Source organism: Mesorhizobium argentiipisi (SeqCode), from assembly GCF_037179585.1.
Lineage (GTDB): Bacteria > Pseudomonadota > Alphaproteobacteria > Rhizobiales > Rhizobiaceae > Mesorhizobium > Mesorhizobium argentiipisi.
Window position 1 is genome coordinate 103530 of the sequence record NZ_JAPYKO010000013.1, and the last position, 24010, is coordinate 127539.

Genomic DNA, 24010 nt, shown 5'->3' on the forward strand with positions numbered 1-24010 from the left:
AAAGTGTGAAGCGGTTTCGGACCACATCATGCTCTATCTGTTTGTAGGCGAAATGAGGTGCGCACCCCTGCCCTGTCAAGAGCGGCGGCGCTCATTGCTCCTTTGCCGAGCGGCGCAGCCTCAGGATCAGCACGGCTGCAAGGGCGGCGGCCAGCCCGTACCAGGTGACGGCATATTGCAGGTGGTTGTTCGGCAGGTCGATGATGGTCACGCCACCGACCGGCAGGCCGCCGGGATTCGGCGTCTTGTCGGCATCGATGAAAAACGGCACCAGCACGAAACCGGCAGGCAAGCCGGCGGTCGCCGCCATGACGTCGCGGTCCTTCCAATAGAAGATATTCTTGGCGACGTCGTTATCGGGAAGCATCATCGACGGCTTTGCGGGCAGCGGATTGCGGGCAAGTCCGGTCACCGTCACTTTGCCGGCAATTTCGCCCTGTTGGCGCTTGGCCGGATCCTTGAGATCGTAGGGAACGAAGCCGCGGTTGACGAGCACGAAGCGGCCATCCTCCAACTGCAAGGGCGTGTAGACGTTGAAGCCGCTATCGCCTTGCCAGGTGGAAAAGAAGTGCCGCTCGCCCTGGTGCAGGAACGTGCCGGTCACCGTCACCGGGGTGTAGTCGACATCGTGGGAAGCGGCGAATTGCTTCTCGACGTCGGTCAGCGGCAACGGCGCGGAATGCGTGCGCTCATCGATCGTCGCGAGCAGGTCCTCCTTCCAGTGCAAGCGCTGGACCTGCCAGGTGCCGAGCCCGATCAGGACGGCGAACAGGATGAGGCCGAGACCGATGAGCAACGCTAAGCGCGGCCGCGAACGGTCGGCAACCGAGCCTGTAGTCTCATTCATTCTTGGGATTCCAGCCTGCCTTCAGCGGCATTATTGGAATATTGCAAGGTGATCAGCACGCCCTTGATGAGGCGCAGTGCCGTCAGGCAGAGCACCAGCGCCAGCGGTATCCACAAAATGAAGTGCAGCCAGAGCGGCGGGCTGAGCGTCACCTCCATCCACAGCGCCAGGCCGACCACGATGAAGCCGATGATCAGGATGACGAACACCGCCGGTCCGTCGCCGGCATCGGCGAAGGAATAATCGAGCCCGCAATTGTAGCAGCGCTTGCCGACGGTGAGGAAACCCGAGAACAGCTTGCCTTCGCCGCAGCGCGGGCAGCGGCCGTGCAGGCCGGCCGAGATCGGATCGATGGGTGGCCAGATCGCCTTGTCTTCGCTCATGTCTCACCGTAGACCTTTTCGCCCCAAAGAATAAGGCGGCCACGTCGCCGCAGCCGCCCTTTGGGATTCCGAAACCGGTCGGTTTAATGGCCTTCGATCAGTGCGCCGTTCGAGGCCCAGACATAGATGGCGCTGAACAGGAAGAGCCAAACCACGTCGACGAAGTGCCAGTACCAGGCGGCCGCCTCGAAGCCGAAATGCTGCTTCGGGGTGAAGTCGCCGCGCATAGCACGCACGAGGCAGACCAGCAGGAAGATGGTGCCGATGATGACATGGAAGCCGTGGAAGCCGGTGGCCATGAAGAAGGTGGCGCCGTAGATCGAATCCCTGAAGCCGAACGGAGCGTGCATGTACTCGTAGGCTTGCACCATGGTGAACAGCATGCCGAGGCCGACGGTCAGCACCAGGCCGTTGATCAGGCCCTTGCGGTCGCCATGCAGAAGCGCGTGGTGCGCCCAGGTCACCGTCGTACCCGACAGAAGCAGGATGATGGTGTTGTAGAGCGGCAGGTGGAAGGGATCGAGGACTTCAAGCCCCTTCGGCGGCCACACCCCGCCGGTGAAAGCGGTGCGGGCATACTGGTTCGCCTCGCCGGGGAAGAGACTTGCGTCGAAGAAGGCCCAGAACCAGGCGACGAAGAACATCACCTCGGAGGCGATGAACATGATCATGCCGTAGCGCAGATGCAGCGACACGACGCGCGTATGGTAGCCCTCATGCGCTTCCTTGATGGTATCCGACCACCAGGCGAACATCGTGTAGAGCACGATGATCATACCGATGAAGAACAGCCACGGATTGGCGATGTTGTGGCCGAAGACCGGGAAGTTGCCGCCCTTGAGATACTGCATTAGGCAGACGCCGCCGACGGCGGTGACCAGCGCGCCGATCGAGCCCAGGAAAGGCCAGGGGCTCGGGTTGACGAGATGGTAGTCGTGGTGTGGTTTTGCGTGCGCGTCTGCCATATCAACCCCCGAGGCTTGCTTCGGAATCTGGAACTTTGTTGCTGCTGCCAGCGGCCGGTGCCGACGAGGCGACCGGCTGTTTCTTTTCGACCGGGAACATCGTGTAGGACAGGGTGATCGTCTTCAGGTCCTTGAGTTCCGGCACGTTGACGATGTCTGGATCGACATAGAACACGACCGGCATGTCCAGCGTCTCGCCGGGCTTCAGCGTCGTGTCGGTGAAGCAGAAGCACTCCACCTTGTTGAAATAGGCACCAGCCATTTCAGGCTGCACGTTGAACGAAGCGCGGCCGGTGATGGGGCGGTCGAACTTGTTGGTTGCGCTGTAATGCGCCTGGGCCGTCTCGCCGATCTTGATCGTCACCGAACGGGCGACCGGCTCGAACTGCCAGGGAATGCCGTTGGTGTTGGCATCGAAGCGGATGGTGATGTCGCGATCGAGCACACGGCCGGCATATTGCTTCTCGGCGCGCTGCGTGGTGCCGCCATAGCCCGTGACCTGGCAGAACATCTTGTAGAGCGGCACCGCCGCATAGGCCATGCCGATCATGCCGGTAAAGAAGGCCAGGCAGACAGCGGCGACGATGCCGTTGTTGACCTTGCGGGGCTTGCTCAAGTCGCCGCTCATCAGCCGCCCCCAAACAGACCCGAGCCGGTGAGGCTCGCGCCATGGTGACCGAAGCGCACGATGGTGGCGGCATAGAAGATGATGACGAGCGCCGCCAGCGCGACGCCGATGGCGATGGAGCGGTTGCGGCGCGCCTTGCGCTGACGCTCGGTCAGCGTAACCAGTTCGAGGTCCTTATCGGCCACGGTCATACTCCCCCCATCATGAGCGCGCGCCCGACGACGCAATCGACGAGATAGGCGGCGAAGATCGCGAAGAGATAGAGCAGCGAATAGCCGAACAGGGCCTTGGCCGGCTTCATCGCGCGGTCGTCGTCGGCCATGGCAAGCACTTTCCATGCATACCAGACGAAGCCCGCGCCGAGGACCGCCGAGACGATGCCATAGCCGGCCGTGGTGTAACCGAGCGCCCAGGGCAGCACGCCGACCGGTGCCAGGATCAGCGCGTAGGCAAAGATCTGCCGACGGGTCGAGGCCTGGCCAGCGACATTCGGCATCATCGGGATGCCGGCGCGGGCGTAGTCGTCGGATTTGAAGAGAGCCAGCGCCCAGAAATGCGGCGGCGTCCACAGGAAGATGATCAGGAACAGGATCACGCTTTCGAGGCTGACCGCGCCGGCCGCGGCGGCCCAGCCGATCACCGGCGGGATGGCGCCGGCGGCGCCGCCAATGACAATGTTCTGCGGCGTCCAGCGCTTCAGCCACATGGTGTAGATGACGGCGTAGAAGAAGATGGTGAAGGCGAGAAGCGATGCCGACAGCCAGTTGACCAGCACGCCGAGCGTCATCACCGACAGCACCGAGAGCACAAGGCCGAAGCTCAGCGCCTCGCCTGGGGTGACGCGGCCGGACGGAACCGGGCGGCCGGCGGTCCTGGTCATCACGGCGTCGATGTCGGCGTCGTACCACATGTTGAGCGCGCCCGAGGCACCGGCGCCAATGGCGATTGCGAGGATGGCGATCACTGCCATGAGCGGATTGATGGCAACGGGTGCCGCGACCAGGCCGACAAACGCCGTGAAGACGACCAGCGACATGACGCGCGGTTTCAGGAGGGCGAAGAAATCGCCCGCGGTCGCTTCCGACATGCGAAACCCCGCTTCCTCCATCAATCTGTCTTCGGCAAGGGCCATGCGTACTTTAAGTCCATCATTCCGTTGGCCAAGACCGCCGGGCAAGCCGGCGGCCTCGTGTGCGTAGGGGCGCCTACTTGATCTTCGGCAGCTGTTCCCACTGGTGGAATGGCGGCGGCGAAGGCAGCTGCCATTCGAGCGTGGTGGCACCCTCGCCCCACGGGTTCGCGCCGGCGACGCGCTTCTTCTGGAAGGCCTCGAACACGCCATAGAGGAAGATCGCAACGCCGACGGCCGCGATGTAGGAGCCGTAGGACGAGATCATGTTCCAGCCGGCGAACGCGTCCGGATAGTCGACGGTGCGGCGCGGCATGCCGGCCAGGCCGAGGAAGTGCTGCGGGAAGAAGATCAGGTTGACGCCGACGAAGGTGACCCAGAAGTGGGTGTTGGCGATAACCGGCGAATACATGTAGCCGGTCATCTTCGGGAACCAGTAGTACCAGCCGGCGAAGATGGCGAACACGGCGCCCAGCGACAGCACGTAGTGGAAATGGGCGATCACGAAATAGGTGTCGTGCAGCGAGCGGTCGAGGCCGGCATTGGCCAGCTGGACGCCGGTCACGCCACCGATGGTGAACAGGAAGATGAAGCCCAGCGCCCACAGCATCGGCGGCTTGAAGGAGATCGAGCCGCCCCACATGGTGGCGATCCAGGAGAAGATTTTCACTCCGGTCGGCACCGCGATGACCATGGTGGCGAACACGAAGTAACGCTGCGTGTCGAGCGACAGGCCGGTCGTGTACATGTGGTGCGCCCAGACGATGAAGCCGACGGCGCCGATCGCGACCATGGCGTAGGCCATGCCGAGATAGCCAAACACCGGCTTCTTCGAGAAGGTCGAGACGATATGGCTGACGATGCCGAAGCCCGGCAGGATCAGGATGTACACTTCGGGATGGCCGAAGAACCAGAACAGGTGCTGGAAGAGGATCGGGTCACCGCCCTGGTCCGGCACGAAGAAAGCGGTGCCGAAATTGCGGTCGGTGAGCAGCATGGTGATGGCGCCCGCCAGAACCGGCAGCGAGAGCAGAAGCAGGAAGGCGGTGATCAGCACCGCCCAGGCAAACAGCGGCATCTTGTGCAGCGTCATGCCGGGAGCGCGCATGTTGAAGATGGTGGTGATGAAGTTGATGGCGCCGAGGATCGACGAGGCGCCGGCGATGTGGATCGACAGGATCGCCAGGTCCATCGCCGGGCCTGGCTGGCCGGACGTCGAGAGCGGCGGATAGATCGTCCAGCCGCCGCCGACGCCGAAGGCGCCCGGCGCGCTCGGCACGAACATCGAGGAGAGCAGCAGGATGAACGCCGGCGGCAGCAGCCAGAAGGAGATGTTGTTCATGCGCGGGAAGGCCATGTCCGGCGCGCCGATCATGATCGGCACCATCCAGTTGGCGAAGCCGCCGATCAGCGCCGGCATGACCATGAAGAAGATCATGATCAGGCCATGCGCGGCGCCGAAGGCATTGTACATGCTCTTGCCGCCGTCGATGGCGGCGTCGCCCTGCATGCCGTAGACCATCTGCGCCAGGCCGCTGAAGATCTGGATGCCCGGCTCCTGCAGCTCCATGCGGATGGCGACCGAGAGCGCGGCGCCGATGACGCCTGCCATGATCGCGAAGATCAGGTAGAGCGTGCCGATGTCCTTGTGGTTGGTCGAGTAGACCCAGCGGACCCAGCCATGCGGCCTGTGGTCGCCGTGATCGTGAGCTGCAGCCTCTGACATGTTCCGCTCCGTTCCCTAAATCTTGCTAACCCGCGGCATCAGTTGCCGGCGGCCGCTACCTTGTTGGTACCATCGATCTCGGCCATCAGCGCCTTGTTGGCAGCAGGCACGTCGGTCTTGGCCGTGTCCAGCCAGGTCTTGAACTGCGCATCGGACACGACGCGCACCGCGATCGGCATGAAGGCATGGTCCTTGCCGCAGAGCTGCGAGCACTGGCCGTAGTAGAGGCCTTCCTTCTCCGCCTTGAACCAGGTCTCGTTGGTGCGGCCGGGGACGGCGTCCATCTTGATGCCGAAGGACGGCACGGCGAAGGAGTGGATGACGTCGGTCGCGGTGATCAGCACGCGAGTCATGGTGTTGACCGGCACGACCAGTTCGTTGTCGACCGCGAGCAGGCGCGGATAGAGGGCGCGATCTTCCTTGCCGGCCTTGGCGCGGTCAGCATCCTGGAGAACCGCCGAGTTGAAGGAGAAGGTCTTGTCGACCTGGTATTCGTAATCCCAGTTCCACTGGTTGCCGGTCGCCTTGACGGTGAGCTTGGCTTCTTCCGGCGGGGTGTATTGCGCGGTGAGCAGCTGGAAGGAGGGAATGGCGATGAGCAGAAGCACGATCACCGGTCCGACGGTCCAGATCACCTCGATCAGCGTGTTGTGGCTGGTCCTGGACGGCACCGGATTGGCGCTGGCGCGGAATCTGACGATGCAGACCAGCAGAAGCACCAGCACGAGGATGGTGATCGGGACGATGAACCACATGGTGTAGTTCCCGAACCGCTCGATCTGCCGCATCATGTCGGTCGCCGGAGCCTGGAAGGTCACTTCCCATTGCCGCGGCTGGTCGGCATGAGCCGCCGCACTGGAGAAGAGCACGGCCGAAGCGGCCGCACCTGCCAAGAATTCAGCGCTCGCCAGGAATTTCCTCATCGCCCTCTCGTCTCCCACTTCCCGCGATCTGCTCGCACCAATAACGGACGCTGCCAGGATCGGGAATCCCGGTCTGTCCCTAGGGTGGTTCAAACCATACTCTATTTCCCTCCGCAAGAAAGGAGCGGAGGAAACCGTGCGGCATTTTTGCGCGTAGGCCGAGGCACATCTTCAGGGCCCGTCGCGCTATATGCGCAACGGTCGCAATTCGGGCGAATTTGCTTTGGAAAAGCATGGAATTGCCGGTATCGGGGCGGGCCGGCGACGGTCTCGTCCTTTACTTGGCCCCGGCGCGGCTTAAAGTGCCGTGATTCGCAATGGAGCCGTCATGACTTCCTGGCTTTCGAGAACCTTGGCGAAGGTCGTTCTTGCCCTTGCCTTGCTCGGCGTCGGCATAGCCGTTGGCGCCGCCGCCTCGCCGAACAATGCCACGCCGCCGAGCGGCACGGTGAAGTCGACGCATGGCGCGTGGTCGATCATCTGCGACACGCCGGCAGGCGCGACTTCCGAACAATGCGTGATGATGCAGAACGTCGTCGCCGAGGACCGTCCTGAAATGGGCCTTTCGGTCGTGGTGCTGCGCACCGCCGACAACAAGGCCGAGATCCTGCGCGTGCTGGCTCCGCTCGGCGTGCTGCTCCCCAACGGCCTCGGCCTCAATGTCGACGGCAAGGATATCGGCCGCGCCTATTTCGTGCGCTGCTTCCAGGACGGCTGCTACGCCGAGGTGATCCTCGAAAAGCCGCTGCTCGACACGTTGAAGAGCGGCACCGCGGCCACCTTCATCGTCTTCCAGACGCCTGAGGAAGGCATCGGCATTCCCGTCGACCTCAAGGGCTTTGCGGAAGGTTTCGCCGCCCTACCTTGATCTTCTTGCCCATGCGCCGCTCCTGACGCTGAGGTCCGGTGGCGAATGCGCGTTGGCGGCCAGGAGGCTCAATGCGCGCGAATTTATCCGCTTTCGTCACCGGTCTGGCGCTGGTCGCTGCGGTTTCGGCCGCGCGGGCCGATGATGCCGAAATCCTCCAGAAGCCGGAACCGGCGGGGGTCCTCGATATCGCCAAGGGTTTCGGTTCGGCCAGGATCGACAGGGACAATAATGGCGACCCGATGATTTCCGGGCGAGTCGAGGGCGTCAAATACGTGATCTATTTCTATGGCTGCGAAGACCACGAGAACTGCAAGTCGCTGCAGTTCTCGACCGGCTACACCGATCCGCTGACCGCCGACCAAGCCAACGCCTGGAATGCAAAATACCGCTGGGTGAAGGCCTATTCGGGCGACGGCTCGAATTTCAAGATGGATGTCTCTTTCGCCGGTGGCATCACGAAGGCCAATCTCGAGGAACAGTTTTCCAACTGGAACGCGATGGCCACCAACATCAAGAACTTCCTGAGCGGCGAGTGACGGCGGCGCAATCGTCGGCTTCCTGTTGGCGATTGTGCAACGGCGGCTTCGCGCCTACATCCGGTGCAACGATTTTGTTTCCACGAATGGACTTGCCATGAACAGCCTGATCGGCCAATTCGATATTTCCGACGATCGCGTCAAGGAGATCGTCACCGACACCATCAAGGGCGCCGACGACGGCGAGCTGTTCCTCGAGTACAGCGAGAACGAAGCGCTGATGTTCGACAATGGCCGGCTGAAGACGGCCAATTTCAACACCGACCAGGGTTTTGGCCTGCGCGCCGTGGCCGGCGAGGCCAGCGGCTACGCGCATTCCAGCGATCTCTCCGAGGCCTCGCTGCTGCGAGCGGCCGATGCCGTCTCGACGGTCAAGGGCGGCTATTCCGGCACATTGGCCGGAGCGCCCGCCCGCACCAACCGCCATCTCTATAGCGACGAGAACCCTATCCCCTCGCCATCCTTCGAAGCCAAGGCAAAGCTGCTGCAGGAGATCGACGGCTGGCTGCGGGCCAAGGATCCGCGCGTGCGCCAGGTAACGGCCTCGCTCGCCGCCTCGTGGCAGCATGTCGAGATCGTGCGCGGCGACGGGCAGATCGTGCGCGACATCCGCCCGCTGGTCCGGATCAACGTCTCGGTGGTGGTTGGCAGCGGCGATCGGCAAGAGAGCGGCTCCTATGGCATGGGCGGCCGCAAGAGTTTTGGCGAATTCGTCAGCGAGGAAAGTTGGAAGCATGCAGCCAGCGAGGCGCTGCGGCAGGCGCTAGTCAATCTCGAGGCCGTTCCTGCGCCGGCGGGCACGTTCGACATCGTGCTCTCCAGCGGCTGGCCGGGCGTGATGCTGCACGAGGCGGTCGGCCATGGGCTCGAAGGCGATTTCAACCGCAAGAAGACATCCGCCTTCGCCGGCCTGATGGGCCAGCAGGTCGCAGCGAAGGGCGTCACCGTGATCGATGACGGCACCATCCCCGAGCGGCGCGGCTCGCTCACCGTCGACGACGAAGGAACGCCTTCGGCGCGCAATGTGCTGATCGACGACGGCATACTGGTCGGCTATATGCAGGACCGCCAGAACGCCCGGCTGATGGGTATGAAGGCGACCGGCAACGGCCGCCGCGAGGGCTATGCGCACCAGCCGATGCCGCGCATGACCAACACCTACATGACCTCCGGCGACATGCAGCCGGAAGAGATCATCGCCTCGGTCAAGAACGGCATCTACGCCGTTTCCTTCGGGGGTGGCCAGGTCGACATCACCTCCGGCAAATTCGTGTTCGGCTGCACCGAAGCCTACCTGATCGAGAACGGCAAGGTGACGCAGCCGATTAAGGGCGCGATGCTGATCGGCAACGGCCCTGACGCCATGCACCGCGTCAGCATGATCGGCAACGACATGCAGCTGGACACCGGCATCGGCATATGCGGCAAGGCCGGACAGGGCGTGCCTGTCGGCGTCGGCCAGCCGCATCTGCGGATGAACCAGATGACGGTGGGCGGCACCAGGGTTTGAGGCCTGGCCCGATATGGCTTGAATTCGGCTCCGATACCACTTACCTTACCTTCGTCTTACACAGGTAAGGTACTGTGGCCACCTCTAAAAAGCTCACGACCACCGTCTCGACCAAGGGGCAAGTGATCCTGCCCAGCGCCATCCGGAAGCGGAGAGAGTGGGGCGCGGGAACGAGGCTCGAGGTTGAGGAAACGGCTGAGGGAGTGCTTTTGAAGCTAGCGCCCGTATTCGCGGCGACGCAGCCGAACGATGTCTTTGGCACCCTGCCATCCCGCGGCGCGCCGAAGACACTGGAAGAAATGGACGCGGGCGTCCTCGCCGAAGCACGGCGGCGCCATGCTCGCGATTGATACGAACGTCATCGTTCGCTATTTGACGAACGACCACCCCGAGCAGTCCACCCGCGCCAGGCGGTTAATCGACGGTCGGCAAGTCTTTGCCGCCGTCACGGTCATCCTGGAAACCGAGTGGGTGCTGCGCAGCGCCTACGGCTACGACCAGGCCAATATCGTCAGGGCGCTGCGCAAGTTTGGCGGGCTTCCTACGGTCGAGATCGAAGATGCCCCTCTTGTCGCTTCCGCGCTCGATCTGGTCGAGGCGGGCGTTGATTTCGCAGATGCGCTGCATCTGGGCAAGTCAACCCACTGTACCGGCTTTGCAACCTTTGACCGCAATTTCGTAAAAGCTGCAAAAGCGGCTGGGTCTGAAGGTGTGCGGGAGGCTTAAAGCCCGGGCGATCGGGATTGCGAACATGTCGGATTGATCGGCCGGGCTGACACTCGCATTCCGGCTTGAATGCATCCTCCACCTTGAAGTGAACACAATCGTGTTAGGACATTATTAATTGTTTAATTGGCGGGGCGGGCGTTTGCGCATTAGCTTCTCGCCAGTCTTCTCGTTGCGGTGGTGTCGGCAATGCAGCGTTCCCCTGGCGTTCTGACCTCTTCCTTCCTCCTTGGCCTTGTTTCGTTGGTTGGCGCCTCACCGCTGCAAGTCGGCCCTGCAGCGGCGCAATCGTCGCTGTTCAAGCTAACGTCGGCACGACCTGCTGCAAGCTCCGCCGCAGTCGGCAGCAGCACCAGCGTCCCATATGGCTGGCTCGATTTCTGTCATCGCCGGCCGAAAGAGTGCAAGGTCCCTAGCCTGCCCGCCACCAGCATCAGGCTGACGGCGCAGAACATGAGCATCCTCAAGCGGATAAACCGGAAGGCGAACCGTTCCATTAAGCCGGTCAGCAATTACGACCACTGGGGCACGATGATGGACCACTGGGACTATCCGACGGATGGCAAGGGCGATTGCAAGATCTACGCGCTTTACAAGCGCAAGCTTCTCCAGGAAGCGGGATTTCCCCGGCAGGCGCTGCTGATGACGGTGGTGCGCGATCTTCACAATGAGGGCCACACCATCCTGACGGTGAAGACCGACAAGGGCGATCTCGTGCTGGACAATCTGGTGGACGAAATCCGGCCGTGGAACGCCACCGGCTATTATTTCCTGAAACGCCAATCGCAGCAGAACCCGAATGTCTGGGTTTCGCTCAACCAGCGCGGCGGCACGGCGAAACGGCTGTCTCCAAGCTCGTAAAAGCCAGAGCGTTTTGCCGTTTCACGGAAACGGCGAGCCGCTATCTCCCTGGGACGCAATTCCGGACAGAAGGCTACGGTGAAGTCGCCGAGCCGACCCTTTCACCTTTTTCCGCAATCGCTCGGCGTAACCAGAGCGGCCTGGTCTGCTTTTGACGGCCCTGACCCGTCACATTCTCTACCTCGCAAATTCGCGGGCCGTAAAATCCGGCCCACGAACGGGACGTTGCCGCCCGCGGCCAGGCAAGCATTGCTGGCCTACTGCTGGCAGGGCGGCTCGCCAGGACGCCCGCAGGTCGGCTTCTTGTTTCCCTGCGGCGGCTGCTCCTTGGGCTGCTGCGGCAGGCGCCGCTCCTGTATCTGAGGCTGAGGCCGCTGCTGCTGCAAGCGTCTTTCTTGCATCTGAGGCTCAGGCCTCAACTGCTGCAGGCGTCTCTCTTGCATCTGAGGCCTTGGCTGCGCCTGGAACTGCGGCCTTTGCGGCCTGAGCACCTGCACGTTCGGCCTTTCCTGCTTGAAGTTGCGCTGGACGTTGGTGCCTGCGCCGGCGGAACCTTCTTCGTCGCTCGGCGGCCTGCGGAACTTCCTGTTTGCATTGGCCGAGCCCTGATTCTGGTCGGAGAACACACTCGGATTGTTTCTCCTGAGCCGCTCCTGCACGCTCGGCCGGTTGTCGGCCGGCGCACCGTTGACGGTCGGCAGCTTGCGGAACTTCTTGCTTCTGTGGCCTCCGATGGCCAAATCTTGATCGCTCGGGCCGACAACTGTCTGGCCTGCCGACAGATCCTTGCGTGTCAGCTTCCTCGGCCTGCCCTCGTTCTGGCCGGACAACGCATTCGGATTGTTCTTCCCGAACCTCTGCCGGGCGTTCTGCCCGTTCTCGTCCGGCGCGCCGTTGACCGCCGGCAGCTTGCGGAATTTCTTGCCCTTATCGCCTCCGTTGTCCGAGCCTTGATCGCTCGGACCGACAGCTGTCTGGCCTGCCGACAGATCTTTGCGGGTCAGCTTCCTCGGCCTGCCCTCGTTCTGGCCGGACAACGCATTCGGATTGTTCTTCCCGAACCTCTGCTGGACGTTCTGCCCGCTCTCGCCCGGCGCGCCATTGACGGTCGGCAGCTTGCGGAACTTGCGCTTCTTGCCCTGATCGTCGACAACTCCGTTCTGCTGGCCGTTGCCCGTAACGGGGGCGCCGGCATTCCCGGTTGCCTGCTCGTTGCCACTCGCCGTGCCTTGCTTGCCCAGCACCTTCCTATTGGGCGCGTTCTGCACCGGTTTGCCATTGACGAGCGGCAGCGCTTTGCCGTCAGCTCCCGGCAAGGCGTGATCGGTCGAGAGTTTGCCCATCGTCCTCGCCTGCGGCGTCCCACCCGGCTGCTGGCCTTGCGTGATAGCCTGGCCCGGCTCCAGGGATTGCGGCGTCGCACCAGGCTGCTGGCCCTGCGTGGCAGCCTGGCCCGGCTTCAGCGGCTGGCCGCCCTGATTTTGCTTGAACAGCGCCGCCCTTTTCTGCAGCAACGGCGGCAACGCCACCTTGGCCGCCAGCGCGGTCGCGCCCGCACCAACCGCCATCTTCTGCCGTGTGGTGAGGCCGCTCGGTGCGTTGGCGTTTGGCTGTCCGGCCTGATTGGCCGGCTCGTTGTTGATCGTCGTGTTGTTGATGTTGTTGATGACGGTCGTGTTGTGAATGTTGTTGAAGATAATGTCGTTCGGCGGCGGCACGATGTCACGCGGCGGCCTGACCCAGACCGGCACGGGGACGAAGACCGGCGTCGGCAGGACGTAGACATCGACCGGCGGCGGGGGCGGCGGCAGCACGACGAAATCCGGCGGCGGCGGCGGCAGGAATATCACGTCGATCGGGGGCGGCGGCTCAAAATCGAAATCGGGATCGTCGAAATAGAGCACCGGACGATCGACATAGACGATTTCCTCCGGCGGCGGCGGCGGCACGTCGTAGACGATGACAGTGAAGCTCGTCGGTGGCTCGAGCTCGGCGTCGAAATGCTCCAGCCGGCGGCGCGCGTCCCAGGCATGCAGCCCGTGCGGATAGCGCTCGAGGTAGGACCAATAAGCCTGCGGCGTATCCCGCAGCCATGTTTCGCGCCAGGTGATCGCCTCGCGCCGCGCCGCGATGATGGCCCGCACACGCTTGGCCATCGAATCGTGCGGATAGGCGACGAGGAATTCCTCGTAGCCGCGCATGGTATCGCGATCGAGTGCCGCGACATAAGCGTCATGCGCATTGAAGTCGCGGATCGGCCTGGTCCTGTTGGCCCGTTCTTCGGCCTCCGAAACCTTCGGCGGCGGCGCGTCCGGAGCGCGTTCGAAGAAGACGAAAGGCGCGTTGATCTTCGAGGCGTCCCAGGGGATTTCGGCGCCTTGCGTCACCTCGTTGACGCGTAGCCGCGTGCGGTCGAAAACATCGTCAAGTGACAAGCCGCCTTCGCGCATCATCTCGGCGAGCGCCTGAGCATAGGCGCCGTATGGGCCTTTGCCTTCCGGCGCAACCGTTCCAGGCGCCGCGTTGAACGCAATCAGCATGTTGGGATCGGGGTCGACCAGCGCGAGACCGCTGGCCAGCGGCTGGCTCATTTTCGGAAGGGCATTCGGCCGAGCCGCGTCGAGAACGACGATATTGACCTTCGCCGGCAGTCCGGCCAGGGATTTGGTGATATCGGAGAGCCGCATGGCCTGCAGCGGCACGTCGGCCGGATTGGCGATCTGGGCGTCAACCGGCAAGAAATAGTTCTCACCTTCGAACTGCACGCCGCGGCCGGCGAGGTATACGAAAACGGTCGCGTCCGGACCGGCGGCGGAAACCTTTCCAAGGAAATCGCGCAGCGCGCTGCGCAACGATTCCTGGTCGACGTCGCGTGCGCCAACCACATCGAATCCTGCTGCCTGCAGGGTCTGCGCGATCAGGCCGGCGTCATTCGCGGAGGTGACCAGCGCATCCGACGGATAGGCGGCGTTGCCGATGACGAATGCGAGACGTTTCTGCTGTTGGGCGAGCGCGCCCGTCGTGGACGCGACGGCGAACGCGATGAGAACGACGACAAGACCGATGACGTTCCGAAGCGAGCGCATTGCAATCCGCCATCCTTGTCCGCCATTCGTCCAACGCGATAACGCCGGAGAGGCAGGAATGTTTCCCTAACAGCAGAATTAAGAGCCCGCATGAAGGCGGCTTTAGGGCGCAATTTCGTCGAAAGAACAGAGGCTTCACAATTTTATGCGATGGTCAGGCCGCTAGCTACCGCCGCCGCTTCGGCTTCTCCAAAAGCGCCACGGCCTCGACATGCGGCGACCACAGGAACTGGTCGATCGGCGTGACGCTCTTCAGCGTGTAGCCGCCATCGATCAGGATGCGCAGATCGCGCGCCAGCGTGACCGGATTGCAGGACACCGCGGCGACCAGCGGCACGTCGGAGCGGGCGATCTGCTTCGACTGATCCTCGGCGCCGGCGCGCGGCGGATCGAAGACCAGGCCATCGAAGAGGTTCAACTCCTTGAAGGTCAGCGGCCGGCGGAACAGGTCGCGGCGTTCGCTGGTCACCCGCTTCAGGCCGCCGGCGAAGCGGAAGGCGCGGTAGAGCGCGGCGAGCGCCGGCGCATCGCCCTCCACAGCGTGAACCTCTGATTTCGCCGCGAGCCTGAGCGCGAAGCTGCCGCAGCCGGCAAACAGGTCCGCGACCTTCCTGGCACGCGACAGATGCCGGCCGACAAGGTCCGCCATCGCCTGCTCGGCGGCCTCCGTCGCCTGCAGAAAGGCGCCGGGCGGCACGGCGACCGCGACCGACCCGAACTGCACGACCGGCTTCTTCGGCTCGACGATGATCTCGCCGTCGACGGAAAGCCGCGCCAGACCTTCGGCCATGACGAAATTCGACGCAATACGGCGCTGATGGTCGCCAAGCTTGCCGGCATCGTGCACGGCCGTGTCGAGGCCTGAAGCGGTGACGGTCACCGTCATATGAAACGCCTTCGGGGTGGCGCAGACCAATCCGGCGAGGGCACGCAATTTGTCGAGCGCCGAGACGATCGCCGGCAGCGAGATCGGGCATTCCTCGATCGGGATGATCTCGGAAGACAGCGCGCGCACGAAGCCGAGCAGCATGCCGGCCTCGGTGCGCCTCGCGCTGAAGGTGACGCGGCGGCGGCTGTGCGGCGCGCAGGGCACCAGCGCAGCGATGTCGCATACGATGCCCTTGGCCTTCAGCGCCTGCACGACCTTCTCACGCTTCCATTGCTGGTAGGCTGCGGCCTCGTAATGCTGCAGCGCGCAGCCGCCGCATTCGGTGAAATGGCGGCAGGCCGGGCCGATCCTGAGCGGCGAGGCTTCCAATACAGACATCAGCGCGGCGCGGTCTTTCTGGCGCGCGGCCGTGATCGTTTCGCCCGGCAGCGTGAACGGGATGAAGAGCTCCCCGCCTTCGGCATTGGCGATGCCGTCGCCCTGCGAACCGAGCCTGGCGATGGTGAAGCGTGCGCTCATCGCCCGTCCTTCCTGGCGGCGAGCAGGAACTCGCGGTTGCCGTCGCCGCCTTCGATCGGCGATGGCTGGAGTCCCAGCACGCGCCAGCCGCGAACGCCGGCCAGCCAGTCGCGCAAATTTGCGGCAATCCGTTCGGCATCGCCCTTGAGCAGGCCGCCCTTGCCGATGGCCTCGCGCCCGGCCTCGAACTGCGGCTTGACCAGAAGGATTGCCTTGGCGCCCTCGCCCGCCAATTCCAGCGCCGGCGGCAGCGCAAGCTTCAGCGAGATGAAGCTAACGTCGCAGACAAGGAAACCGGGAACGCGGCCGCCGAGATCGGCTGCCGTCAGATCGCGCGCGTTCAGCCCTTCGATCACCGTGACGCGCGGGTCGCCGGCAATGTCGGGGTGGATCTGGCCGTGGCCGACATCGATCGCCGTGACATGGGCCGCGCGGCGCTCGAGCAGCACCTGGGTGAAGCCGCCGGTCGAGGCGCCAATATCGAGCGCCTCGCTGCCGGAAGGATCGAGGCCGAAACAGTCGAGGCCCGCGATCAGCTTCAGTGCGGCGCGCGACACATAGGCCTGCGCCGGATCGTCGATGGCGACCAGGCAGTCCGGCGCGACAGGTTGGCCCGGCTTGCGGGCGACGGCGCCATCAACGGTCACCGTGCCGCGCTCGATCGCATCGCGGGCGCGTGAACGGCTGGCAAACAGGCCACGCCCGACGAGCAATTCGTCAAGCCGCTGGCGCCGGCTGGCTAGCAAAGGGGAACTCATCGGACTTCATTGGCGAAAGCCGGGCGCGAACGCAATGGTTGAATATGGCGCAAGAGGCTGCAGAATGCCGACAGCAGGCGGTTCGTCAGCCGGTGGAGGTGGCAATGCTGAAAGGTACCTGTCATTGCGGCGCTGTTCATTGGACGCTGGAGGGTGATCCCGGTGGAATCACCGCATGCAATTGCACGCTTTGCCGCCGCTACGGTGCGCTCTGGGCCTATGACTATGTCGATGAACGCATCCGCGTCGCCGGACCGCTGAAGTCGTACACACGCGCCAAGGTGGCGGAGCCCGCGCTGGAAATCCTGTTCTGTCCGACCTGCGCCTGCGTGGTCGCCTGGCGCGGCCTGCGCTCCGGCGAAAGCGGCCGCACGCGTATCGCTGTCAATGTCAGGCTTGCGCCGCCCGAGGAGGTCGCCGACCTGCCGATCGACCATTTCGACGGCCTGAATAGTTTCGATGACCTGCCGCGCGACGGCCGCTGCGTACGCGATATGTGGTTCTAAAAAACAGTGCGCGAAACCTGGCGCTCGACGGCGGGCATCAGGCCCTCATTGCCAGACGCTTCCTTGCGCGGCGGCTCAACTGCAGTGGGCGCGGCGCGCACCGCTTCCGGTAGCACGACGAGTTGAGGAACCTGCTTGTAAGAGAAGCCGCCGCGGATGTTGCCCATCTTGCCGGCGACGATATCCAGCACCGCTTTTTCAAGGTTGCGGTCGTAACGCGTTTCGGCTGCCGCCGACGCGGCCATTGCAGCCAACAAGGCCATGCCGCAAAGGAACGACTTCATTGTTCTTATCCCCTGCCTCGGGCCAAGGTCTTAGCAGGGCGCCGTTGAAAATCGGCCAAGAGACAGGGTAAGCGAACCGAAAAACAGGAGCGTTAACAAAAGCTTGGTTCAGGAAGCCGGCAAATCGATTCAGCGTCTTGACGTTCTGATTCAGGCGCGCTGCGCCTGCATGCCGCGACCGAGCGCGGCGAAGACAGTGCGCACGATGCCGGCCGAATCCAGCCCGGCGTCGGCATACATCTTTTCCGGCTTGGCATGGTCTGTGAACACATCCGGCAGCACCAGCGGGCGCACTTTGAGGCCGCTTTCCAGCAGGCCTTCATGGGCGAGGAAATGCAGCACCTGGCTGGCGAAGCCGCCGACGGCTCCCTCTTCCACGGTCACCAGCACCTCATGCGAACGGGCGAGCCGCCGGATCAGATCCTCGTCCAGCGGCTTGGCGAAGCGGGCGTCGGCAACCGTGGTGGAAAGGCCTGCAGCGCCAAGTTCCTCTGCCGCCAACAAGCAATCCTGCAGCCGCGTGCCGAAGGAAAGCAGCGCGACCTTGGTCCCTTCCTTGAGGATGCGGCCCCTGCCGATGTCGAGCAGCGAGCCGCGCTCCGGCATGTCGACGCCGACGCCGTTGCCGCGCGGATAGCGGAAGGCGACCGGGCCGTCATCATAAGCGGCCGCGGTGTGCACCATATGGCGCAGTTCCGCCTCGTCGGCGGCGGCCATGACGACGAAGCCCGGCAGCGTGGCCAGAAAGGTCGTATCGAAAGCGCCGCAGTGGGTGGCGCCGTCGGCACCGACGAAACCGGCGCGGTCGATGGGAAAACGCACCGGCAGTTTCTGGATCGCCACGTCATGGACGACCTGGTCGTAGGCGCGCTGCAGGAAGGTCGAATAGATGGCCGCGAAAGGCTTGTAGCCTTCGGTGGCGAGCCCCGCGGCGAAGGTCACCGCATGCTGCTCGGCAATGCCGACATCGAAGGTTCGCTGCGGAAACACCTCGCCGAAGAGATCGAGGCCGGTGCCGCTCGGCATGGCGGCGGTGATGGCGACGATGCGGTCGTCCTCACGCGCTTCCTGGATCAGGCTTTCGGCGAAGACCTTGGTGTAGGCGGGCGCGTTGGCCGGCGCCTTGGCCTGCGCACCGGTGATGACGTCGAATTTGTTGACGCCGTGATATTTGTCGGCCGCGGCCTCCGCCGGCGCGTAGCCCTTGCCCTTCTGGGTCACGACATGGATCAGCACCGGGCCTTTGCCATTGTCGCGGACGTTCTTCAGCACCGGGATCAGATGTTCGAGATTGTGACCGTCAATGGGGCCGATGTGGTAGAAGCCAAGCTCCTCGAACAAGGTGCCGCCGGTAACATAGCCGCGCGCATGCTCGACGGCACGGGTGATGGCGCGGTCGGCGCGCTTGCCGAGATACGACGTCAGCTTCTTGCCGAAATCACGTAGGCCCAGATAGGCCTTGCCGGAAGCGAGCCTGGCCAAATACGCGCTCATGGCGCCGGTCGGCGGCGCGATCGACATGTCGTTGTCGTTGAGGATGACGGTCAGCCGGGCGTCGAGCGCGCCGGCATTGTTCAGCGCCTCGAAGGCCATGCCGGCCGACATCGAGCCGTCGCCGATGACGGAAATGACATTGTTGCGGCCACCTGCCAGGTCGCGCGCCATGGCCATGCCGAGACCGGCCGAAATCGAGGTCGAGGAATGCGCGGCGCCGAACGGGTCGTATTCGCTCTCGGCGCGCCGGGTGAACCCGGAGAGACCGCCTTCCTGGCGCAGCGTGCGGATGCGGTCGCGGCGGCCGGTTAGGATCTTATGCGGATAGGCCTGGTGGCCAACGTCCCAGATCAGCCGGTCCTGCGGCGTGTTGAAGACATAGTGCAGCGCGACGGTCAGTTCGACAACGCCGAGGCCGGCGCCGAGATGGCCGCCGGTCTGCGACACGGCGTCAATGAGCTCGGCGCGGAGTTCCGCGGCAAGCTGCGGCAGCGCGCTCTCATCAAGCGTCCGCAAATCCGCCGGAATGCGGACCTTGTCGAGCAGCGGCGTATCTGGCTTCACTCGGGCGCGTCCTGCTTCAAATTGACCCTTCAAATTGACCGAACACGGCGCTACCAGCAGATTGCGCCATAATCATGCGCGGCAATAGGCCGCCGGCGGGCGGATGTAAATGCGCGCCAGTGACGCGCGGGTGGTCCCTTAGCTCTCGGGCAGCGGGATGAACTCTTCCTCGTCGCCAGGAACCATATCGAAGCGGCCCGTCTTCCATTCCTGCTTGGCCTGCTCGATGCGTTCTTTCGAGGACGAGACGAAATTCCACCAGATATAGCGCTTGGAGCCCAGCGAAGCGCCGCCGAACAGCATGAAATGCGCACCGCGCTCGGAGGAAACGACGATCTCCTCGCCCGGCTTGCACACCAGAAGCCGTTCGGCCGGGAAAACATCGCCGCCGAGCGAGACGTTGCCCTCCAGCGTGTAGATGGCGCGCTCCTCGGCATCGGCCGGAATTTTCACGCTGGCGCCGGCGGCCAGCCTGAGATCGGCGTAAAGCGTGTCCGAGGCGGTCGCCACGGGCGAGCGCAGGCCTGAGAACGCGCCAATGACGACGCGGCCGCTGACACCCTCGGCATCGATCTGCGGCAAGCGAGCCACCGACGTGTTCGCGAACACCGGAGCGATCTCCTCCTTGCCGTCCGGCAGCGCCAGCCAGGTCTGCAGGCCGGAAACCGACATCGGCGCGCCGCGCAGTTCTTCCGGCGTGCGCTCGGAATGGACGATACCGCGCCCGGCGGTCATCAAATTCACGTCGCCCGGCGCGATCACCATTTCGGTGCCGAGCGAATCCCGGTGCCTGATCCTGCCATCGAACAGGTAGGTGACGGTGGACAGGCCGATATGCGGATGCGGACGCACGTCGAGCGGATGGCCGGCGCGCAGGATCGCAGGGCCCATGCGGTCGAAGAAGATGAACGGCCCGACCAGGCGACGCTTTGCCGTCGGCAGAGCGCGGCGCACCTCGAAACCGCCGATGTCCTTGGCATTCGGAACGACCATCATTTCGATCTGGTCGCAGGCGAAGGCATCGCCGGGTTCAGGGTCGTTTCCCGGAAAGAAGCTCATGTTGGTTCCCTCAGGCGAAACGCAGCGCCGACCTGGCCTTCGCCTTGGCAGCCTCTTCCTCGCGATTGCGCGGCTCCTGGTTGGTTTCGAGCGAGTCGATCAATTCGCGCGCAGCGGCCGCGATCGCTTCCACTGCATGGTAAAAAGCGTGCTCGTTGCGCTTGGAGGGCTTGGTCGAGCCGCTCAGCTTACGCACGAATTGCAGCGCTGCGTCATGCACTTCGTCATTGGTCGCCGGCGGCTCGAAATTGGCCAGGGTCTTGATGTTGCGGCACATGGCTTGAACTCCTTACCTGCTTTCTCTGCCCTTACCCGGTCTGAGATCATCCGCTGAGGTGTTGAGATTCAGCTCAGGCCGAGCCGAAAATGGTGGTTTCCGAGAACCGGAGCGGAGCGTACTTGAAGTACGTGAGCACCGGAAGCGCAGGAAGTTGCCATTTGCAGGCCGACCTCACCTGAATATCAACACCTCAGTCGGCGTCCAGCGGTTCAGTTCCCACTGGCTTGCCATCGCGCGACAGCCTGATCTTCTCGACCTTGTCCTCGGCCGCTTTCAGCAGCCGGTCGCAATGCGCCTTCAGCGCTTCGCCACGTTCATAGATCTTGATCGACTGGTCGAGCGGGACGTCGCCGCGCTCAAGATCATCGACAATCTTCTCAAGCGCGTCGAGCGCCTGTTCGAAGCTCATCGCCTTGACGTCCTCATTGCCTTCCAACGCCATACTCTATCCCTTCATCAGCCGCCCGACATGGGCGGCGACTGAAAATGCCAGTCCCTGCAGATCGTAGCCGCCTTCCAGCAGGCTGACGAGTCTGTTGGAGCTGTGGCGGCCGGCGCGTTCCATCAATTGCCCGGTCGCCCAGTCGAAATCGTCCTCGGTCAGGTTGATCTCGGCCAACGGGTCGCGATGGTGCGCGTCGAAGCCCGCGGAAATGATGATCAGGTCCGGCGCGAACGCGTCGATCGACGGCAGCACGCGCGACAGGAAGGCGTCGCGGAAGAGATCGCTGCCGGTCTGCGGCGCCAGCGGCGCATTGACGATGTTGCCGGCGCCGGTCTCGCTTTTCGCGCCGGTGCCGGGATAAAGCGGCATCTGATGCGTCGAACAATAGAGCACCGACGGGTCGTCCCAGAAGATGTCCTGGGTACCGTTGCCGTGGTGAACGTCCCAGTCGACGATGGCGACGCGCTCAGCCTGATGCCTCTTTTGTGCGTAGCGGGCGGCGATCGCCGCCGTGTTGAACAGACAAAAGCCCATCGCGGTGGTCTTTTCGGCATGATGGCCAGGCGGACGGGCGGCGACAAAGACGTTTGCCGCACGGCCCTCGAAGACGTCGTCTACTGCCGCGTTGGCACCGCCGATCGCGGTGACCACGGCCTGCCAGCTTTTCGGGCTGGCGCTGGTGTCGGCGTCGATCGAGGCGATGCCGCTCTCAGGGATCGCGGCGCGGACACGCTCGACGAAATCCTCCGGGTGCGCGTAGAGGATCGTTTTCTGGTCGCCTTCCGGCGCCTTGACGCGGTCGAGCGCCGAAAAAGCCTCGTCGTCCAGCACCCGCTCGATGGCGCGCAGGCGGTCGGGCCGCTCGGGATGACCGGGCGGCGTGAGGTGTTCGAGGAAGATCGGATGCGTGTAGAGACGGGTGGCCATGGCGCCTAATCTAGGGACCTATGACCGCAATGACCATGTTTGGCAGGCCGAATGGCTGGGGAAAATCGCGTCTTGCCGTGTCGCTAATGCCATTGGCGGGTGCCGGGCTTCGCTGTAAGGTCTCCTCGCTGCCTGGTGCCCGCGACGCGGGAGAATCGGGAACACGGTTGAACTCCGTGGCGTGCCCAACACTGTAAGGGGGACCGCGCCGGCAAACGCCACTGTCGAAGACGGGAAGGCGCCGGATGCGGGACGATCCCGAGCCAGAAGACCGGCCCGGCAGACATGGTCTTCCGCTTGGTCAGGCGGGGGACTGTTTGTCGCAAGGGGAAAAGCGATGACAGCAGCAGCGATCGCCGCGAGTGGCGGCGACTTTGACCAATTGGCGCGCGACGCGGTCTACCGGGCCATGTTCACCAGGCGCGACGTGCGCAGCCATTTTGTCCCCGACGATCTCGATGACAGCGTGCTGGCGCGGCTCATCACCGCCGCGCACCATGCGCCATCTGTCGGCTATATGCAGCCGTGGAATTTCATCGTCATCCGCGATGCCGAGCGGCGCACACAAGTGCGCGACCTGTTCCTCGCGGCTCGCGAGCAGGAGCTGCCGGCGATCGAGGCGGAGCGGCAGGCGCTTTACCGCAAGCTGAAGCTCGAGGGCATCTGCGAAAGCGCGCTCAATCTATGCATCACCTGCGACCGGCATCGCTCGAAGGACTCGCCTCTCGGGCGTTGGCACAACCCGGAGATGGATCTCTACAGCACCGTCTGCGCAGTGCAGAATTTCTGGCTGGCGGCGCGGGCCGAAGGTGTCGGCGTCGGCTGGGTGAGCATCATCGAAACCGAGGCTTTGAAGCGGCTTCTCGCGATCCCCGAGCATGTCACGCCGATCGCCTATCTCTGCGTCGGCCGCGTCTCGGAATTCGCGCCGAAGCCGGACCTCGAGGCGCATGGCTGGGGCAAGCGCCTGCCATTGCCCGAACTGGTCATGAGTGAGACATTTCGCGGCGCCGGCGAGGCGCCGCTTAAATCGGCAATCGCAAACCTTGGCGGCCCATCAAAGCCATGATCAGGCGGCTCTCGGGGCATCCCAGCGCGAGCCGCCGCCAAAAGAGCCCAGCGCCTTGTCGCGCAGTTCCCTGAATTTGGACGAGGTCTCGGCGAGCCGCCGGTCCCATTCGGGATTGGGCGCCTGTCCCTCGATCGCTTCGAAATAAACCTGCATCAGCGAGGCGATGGCGAAAGGCTCGATGAAGGCCGCCTTGAAGGCCCAAGCAAAGACGATGGCGAGCACGAAGGCCCATCCGGCCAACTGCCCAGGCATGACCCAAAGGATCGCGGCGGCGGGTGCCAGCATCAACAGGAAGATGACGAAGGACACGCCCCACATGATCACCGCCAGCCAGACTGCGTTCTTGACCATGTGCTTGCCGTTCTGCGCGTAGAGCACCACGCCTTGCCTCGCCGTCTCGAATGGCGAGTTCGAATTGATGCGGATGTTGTAGCCGAGGATGATCTCGTCGACATAGGTCAGCGACAGGCGGATCACCGTGTTCATGAAGCTGACGATGCCGCTCAGGCCCGGAATGGGCAGGAAAGCGGCGATGCCGCCGATCAGGCCGGTGATGGCGCGGATGGCGCCCTTGACCAGCTGGTCGACGACGAAAAGGATGTTGGCCTCGGCGAAGCGCTGGGTGACCACTTCCTTCGCATAGGCGATCTGGCCCTGGCCATCGGGAACGTCATGGCCGTCGATCAGATGCACCATGACGGCAATATGGCCCGCTTTCAGCACATAGAGGATGTATTCGCGGATCCAGTAGACGGCGATCGAGACGACGCCGAAGCCGACCACGCCGCCCCACAGCGCAAAGGACATCGGACCGTCTGGATCGGTCGAGATGTGCCCGACGCCATAACCGACGCTGGCGCCGGTCCCGGTCGCCATGATGTAGGCGGCCGTGATGCCGAAATAGACGATCATGCGAAAGACGATGAACGGCCATGTCCGCATCATGATCAACACAGACTGACCAATGCTGAAGTCCCACATTCCCCGACTCTCCCACCCTTAAGAGAATGGCCGGGGAGCAT

The 24010-nt window shown here is 63.7% G+C and carries 26 protein-coding genes and 1 riboswitch; of the genes, 8 read left to right on the forward strand and 18 right to left on the reverse strand.

The window, feature by feature from the left end; all coding sequences use genetic code 11:
• Positions 1–91: 91 nt before the first annotated feature.
• The 8 genes from O7A05_RS19000 to coxB form a co-directional block, all read right to left on the reverse strand.
• Positions 92–847 carry an SURF1 family protein gene (locus tag O7A05_RS19000; protein ID WP_337094522.1) on the reverse strand — a complete coding sequence of 252 codons (756 nt, stop codon included), beginning with the start codon at positions 845–847 and terminating at the stop codon, positions 92–94.
• On the reverse strand, positions 844–1230 hold the full coding sequence (locus O7A05_RS19005; protein WP_337094523.1) for a DUF983 domain-containing protein: 387 nt from the start codon (positions 1228–1230) through the stop codon (positions 844–846). The genes O7A05_RS19000 and O7A05_RS19005 overlap by 4 nt, the downstream gene beginning before the upstream one ends.
• Before the next feature lie 83 nt (positions 1231–1313).
• Complete coding sequence (locus O7A05_RS19010; RefSeq protein ID WP_224585767.1) at positions 1314–2195, reverse strand: cytochrome c oxidase subunit 3; 882 nt, start codon at positions 2193–2195, stop codon at positions 1314–1316.
• A 1-nt stretch (position 2196) separates the two neighbouring features.
• Positions 2197–2823, reverse strand: a complete 627-nt coding sequence (locus O7A05_RS19015) for a cytochrome c oxidase assembly protein (RefSeq protein ID WP_337094525.1) — start codon at positions 2821–2823, stop codon at positions 2197–2199.
• Positions 2823–3014 (reverse strand): hypothetical protein, encoded by a 192-nt coding sequence (locus tag O7A05_RS19020; protein ID WP_337094526.1) that lies wholly within the window; start codon positions 3012–3014, stop codon positions 2823–2825. The genes O7A05_RS19015 and O7A05_RS19020 overlap by 1 nt, the downstream gene beginning before the upstream one ends.
• Positions 3011–3955 (reverse strand): heme o synthase, encoded by a 945-nt coding sequence (locus O7A05_RS19025; RefSeq protein ID WP_337094527.1) that lies wholly within the window; start codon positions 3953–3955, stop codon positions 3011–3013. The genes O7A05_RS19020 and O7A05_RS19025 overlap by 4 nt, the downstream gene beginning before the upstream one ends.
• A gap of 73 nt (positions 3956–4028) precedes the next feature.
• Complete coding sequence (ctaD, locus tag O7A05_RS19030; RefSeq protein ID WP_337094528.1) at positions 4029–5678, reverse strand: cytochrome c oxidase subunit I; 1650 nt, start codon at positions 5676–5678, stop codon at positions 4029–4031.
• Between the two features lie 38 nt (positions 5679–5716).
• A complete protein-coding gene (gene coxB / locus O7A05_RS19035; protein ID WP_337094529.1) occupies positions 5717–6601 on the reverse strand; it encodes a cytochrome c oxidase subunit II in 885 nt (294 codons plus the stop codon).
• Between the two features lie 328 nt (positions 6602–6929).
• On the opposite strand from coxB, the gene O7A05_RS19040 reads away from it, so the two are divergent.
• The 6 genes from O7A05_RS19040 to O7A05_RS19065 all read left to right on the forward strand — a co-directional run bounded on the left by O7A05_RS19040 (position 6930) and on the right by O7A05_RS19065 (position 11105).
• Positions 6930–7469 (forward strand): invasion associated locus B family protein, encoded by a 540-nt coding sequence (locus O7A05_RS19040; protein WP_337094530.1) that lies wholly within the window; start codon positions 6930–6932, stop codon positions 7467–7469.
• 71 nt (positions 7470–7540) lie between these two features.
• Complete coding sequence (locus tag O7A05_RS19045) at positions 7541–8008, forward strand: YbjN domain-containing protein (protein WP_337094531.1); 468 nt, start codon at positions 7541–7543, stop codon at positions 8006–8008.
• 97 nt (positions 8009–8105) lie between these two features.
• Entirely contained in the window at positions 8106–9518 is a 1413-nt protein-coding gene (gene tldD / locus O7A05_RS19050) for a metalloprotease TldD (protein ID WP_337094532.1), read from the forward strand.
• Positions 9519–9592: 74 nt separating this feature from the next.
• Positions 9593–9868 (forward strand): AbrB/MazE/SpoVT family DNA-binding domain-containing protein, encoded by a 276-nt coding sequence (locus tag O7A05_RS19055; RefSeq protein ID WP_337094533.1) that lies wholly within the window; start codon positions 9593–9595, stop codon positions 9866–9868.
• The gene (locus O7A05_RS19060) at positions 9855–10244 is read left to right on the forward strand and encodes a type II toxin-antitoxin system VapC family toxin (RefSeq protein WP_337094534.1); all 390 of its coding nucleotides are present in this window, start codon (positions 9855–9857) and stop codon (positions 10242–10244) included. Before O7A05_RS19055 ends, O7A05_RS19060 begins: the two co-directional genes overlap by 14 nt.
• Positions 10245–10433: 189 nt before the next feature.
• A complete protein-coding gene (locus O7A05_RS19065; RefSeq protein ID WP_337094535.1) occupies positions 10434–11105 on the forward strand; it encodes a transglutaminase-like cysteine peptidase in 672 nt (223 codons plus the stop codon).
• Positions 11106–11362: 257 nt separating this feature from the next.
• Here O7A05_RS19065 and O7A05_RS19070 read toward each other — a convergent pair whose 3' ends face one another.
• The 3 genes from O7A05_RS19070 to O7A05_RS19080 all read right to left on the reverse strand — a co-directional run bounded on the left by O7A05_RS19070 (position 11363) and on the right by O7A05_RS19080 (position 16357).
• Positions 11363–14191 carry a caspase family protein gene (locus O7A05_RS19070; RefSeq protein ID WP_337094536.1) on the reverse strand — a complete coding sequence of 943 codons (2829 nt, stop codon included), beginning with the start codon at positions 14189–14191 and terminating at the stop codon, positions 11363–11365.
• A gap of 166 nt (positions 14192–14357) precedes the next feature.
• Positions 14358–15599, reverse strand: a complete 1242-nt coding sequence (locus O7A05_RS19075) for a class I SAM-dependent RNA methyltransferase (protein ID WP_337094537.1) — start codon at positions 15597–15599, stop codon at positions 14358–14360.
• The gene (locus O7A05_RS19080) at positions 15596–16357 is read right to left on the reverse strand and encodes a TlyA family RNA methyltransferase (protein ID WP_337094538.1); all 762 of its coding nucleotides are present in this window, start codon (positions 16355–16357) and stop codon (positions 15596–15598) included. Before O7A05_RS19080 ends, O7A05_RS19075 begins: the two co-directional genes overlap by 4 nt.
• A gap of 104 nt (positions 16358–16461) precedes the next feature.
• Here O7A05_RS19080 and O7A05_RS19085 point away from each other — a divergent pair, with 104 nt between their 5' ends.
• Positions 16462–16863: a GFA family protein gene (locus O7A05_RS19085; RefSeq protein ID WP_337094539.1), complete on the forward strand. Its 402-nt coding sequence runs from the start codon at positions 16462–16464 to the stop codon at positions 16861–16863.
• Here the strand turns inward: O7A05_RS19085 and O7A05_RS19090 are convergent.
• The 6 genes from O7A05_RS19090 to O7A05_RS19115 all read right to left on the reverse strand — a co-directional run bounded on the left by O7A05_RS19090 (position 16860) and on the right by O7A05_RS19115 (position 21916).
• Positions 16860–17147 carry a hypothetical protein gene (locus O7A05_RS19090; RefSeq protein WP_337094540.1) on the reverse strand — a complete coding sequence of 96 codons (288 nt, stop codon included), beginning with the start codon at positions 17145–17147 and terminating at the stop codon, positions 16860–16862. The genes O7A05_RS19085 and O7A05_RS19090 overlap by 4 nt on opposite strands.
• Positions 17148–17297: 150 nt before the next feature.
• Positions 17298–19205, reverse strand: a complete 1908-nt coding sequence (dxs, locus tag O7A05_RS19095; protein ID WP_337094541.1) for a 1-deoxy-D-xylulose-5-phosphate synthase — start codon at positions 19203–19205, stop codon at positions 17298–17300.
• 138 nt (positions 19206–19343) lie between these two features.
• A complete protein-coding gene (locus O7A05_RS19100; protein ID WP_337094542.1) occupies positions 19344–20264 on the reverse strand; it encodes a pirin family protein in 921 nt (306 codons plus the stop codon).
• 10 nt (positions 20265–20274) lie between these two features.
• A complete protein-coding gene (locus tag O7A05_RS19105; protein ID WP_112125897.1) occupies positions 20275–20541 on the reverse strand; it encodes a DUF2277 domain-containing protein in 267 nt (88 codons plus the stop codon).
• Between the two features lie 193 nt (positions 20542–20734).
• Positions 20735–20986, reverse strand: coding sequence for an exodeoxyribonuclease VII small subunit (locus O7A05_RS19110; protein WP_095766752.1), 252 nt, complete (start codon positions 20984–20986; stop codon positions 20735–20737).
• A gap of 3 nt (positions 20987–20989) precedes the next feature.
• Complete coding sequence (locus O7A05_RS19115; RefSeq protein WP_337094543.1) at positions 20990–21916, reverse strand: histone deacetylase family protein; 927 nt, start codon at positions 21914–21916, stop codon at positions 20990–20992.
• A 115-nt stretch (positions 21917–22031) separates the two neighbouring features.
• Positions 22032–22211, forward strand: a riboswitch (cobalamin riboswitch).
• Between the two features lie 42 nt (positions 22212–22253).
• Between O7A05_RS19115 and bluB the strand changes: the two genes are divergently transcribed.
• Positions 22254–22985: a 5,6-dimethylbenzimidazole synthase gene (bluB, locus tag O7A05_RS19120; protein ID WP_337094545.1), complete on the forward strand. Its 732-nt coding sequence runs from the start codon at positions 22254–22256 to the stop codon at positions 22983–22985.
• On the opposite strand, the gene O7A05_RS19125 is transcribed toward bluB, so the two are convergent.
• Positions 22986–23969 carry a hypothetical protein gene (locus tag O7A05_RS19125; RefSeq protein ID WP_337094546.1) on the reverse strand — a complete coding sequence of 328 codons (984 nt, stop codon included), beginning with the start codon at positions 23967–23969 and terminating at the stop codon, positions 22986–22988.
• Positions 23970–24010: the final 41 nt, after the last annotated feature.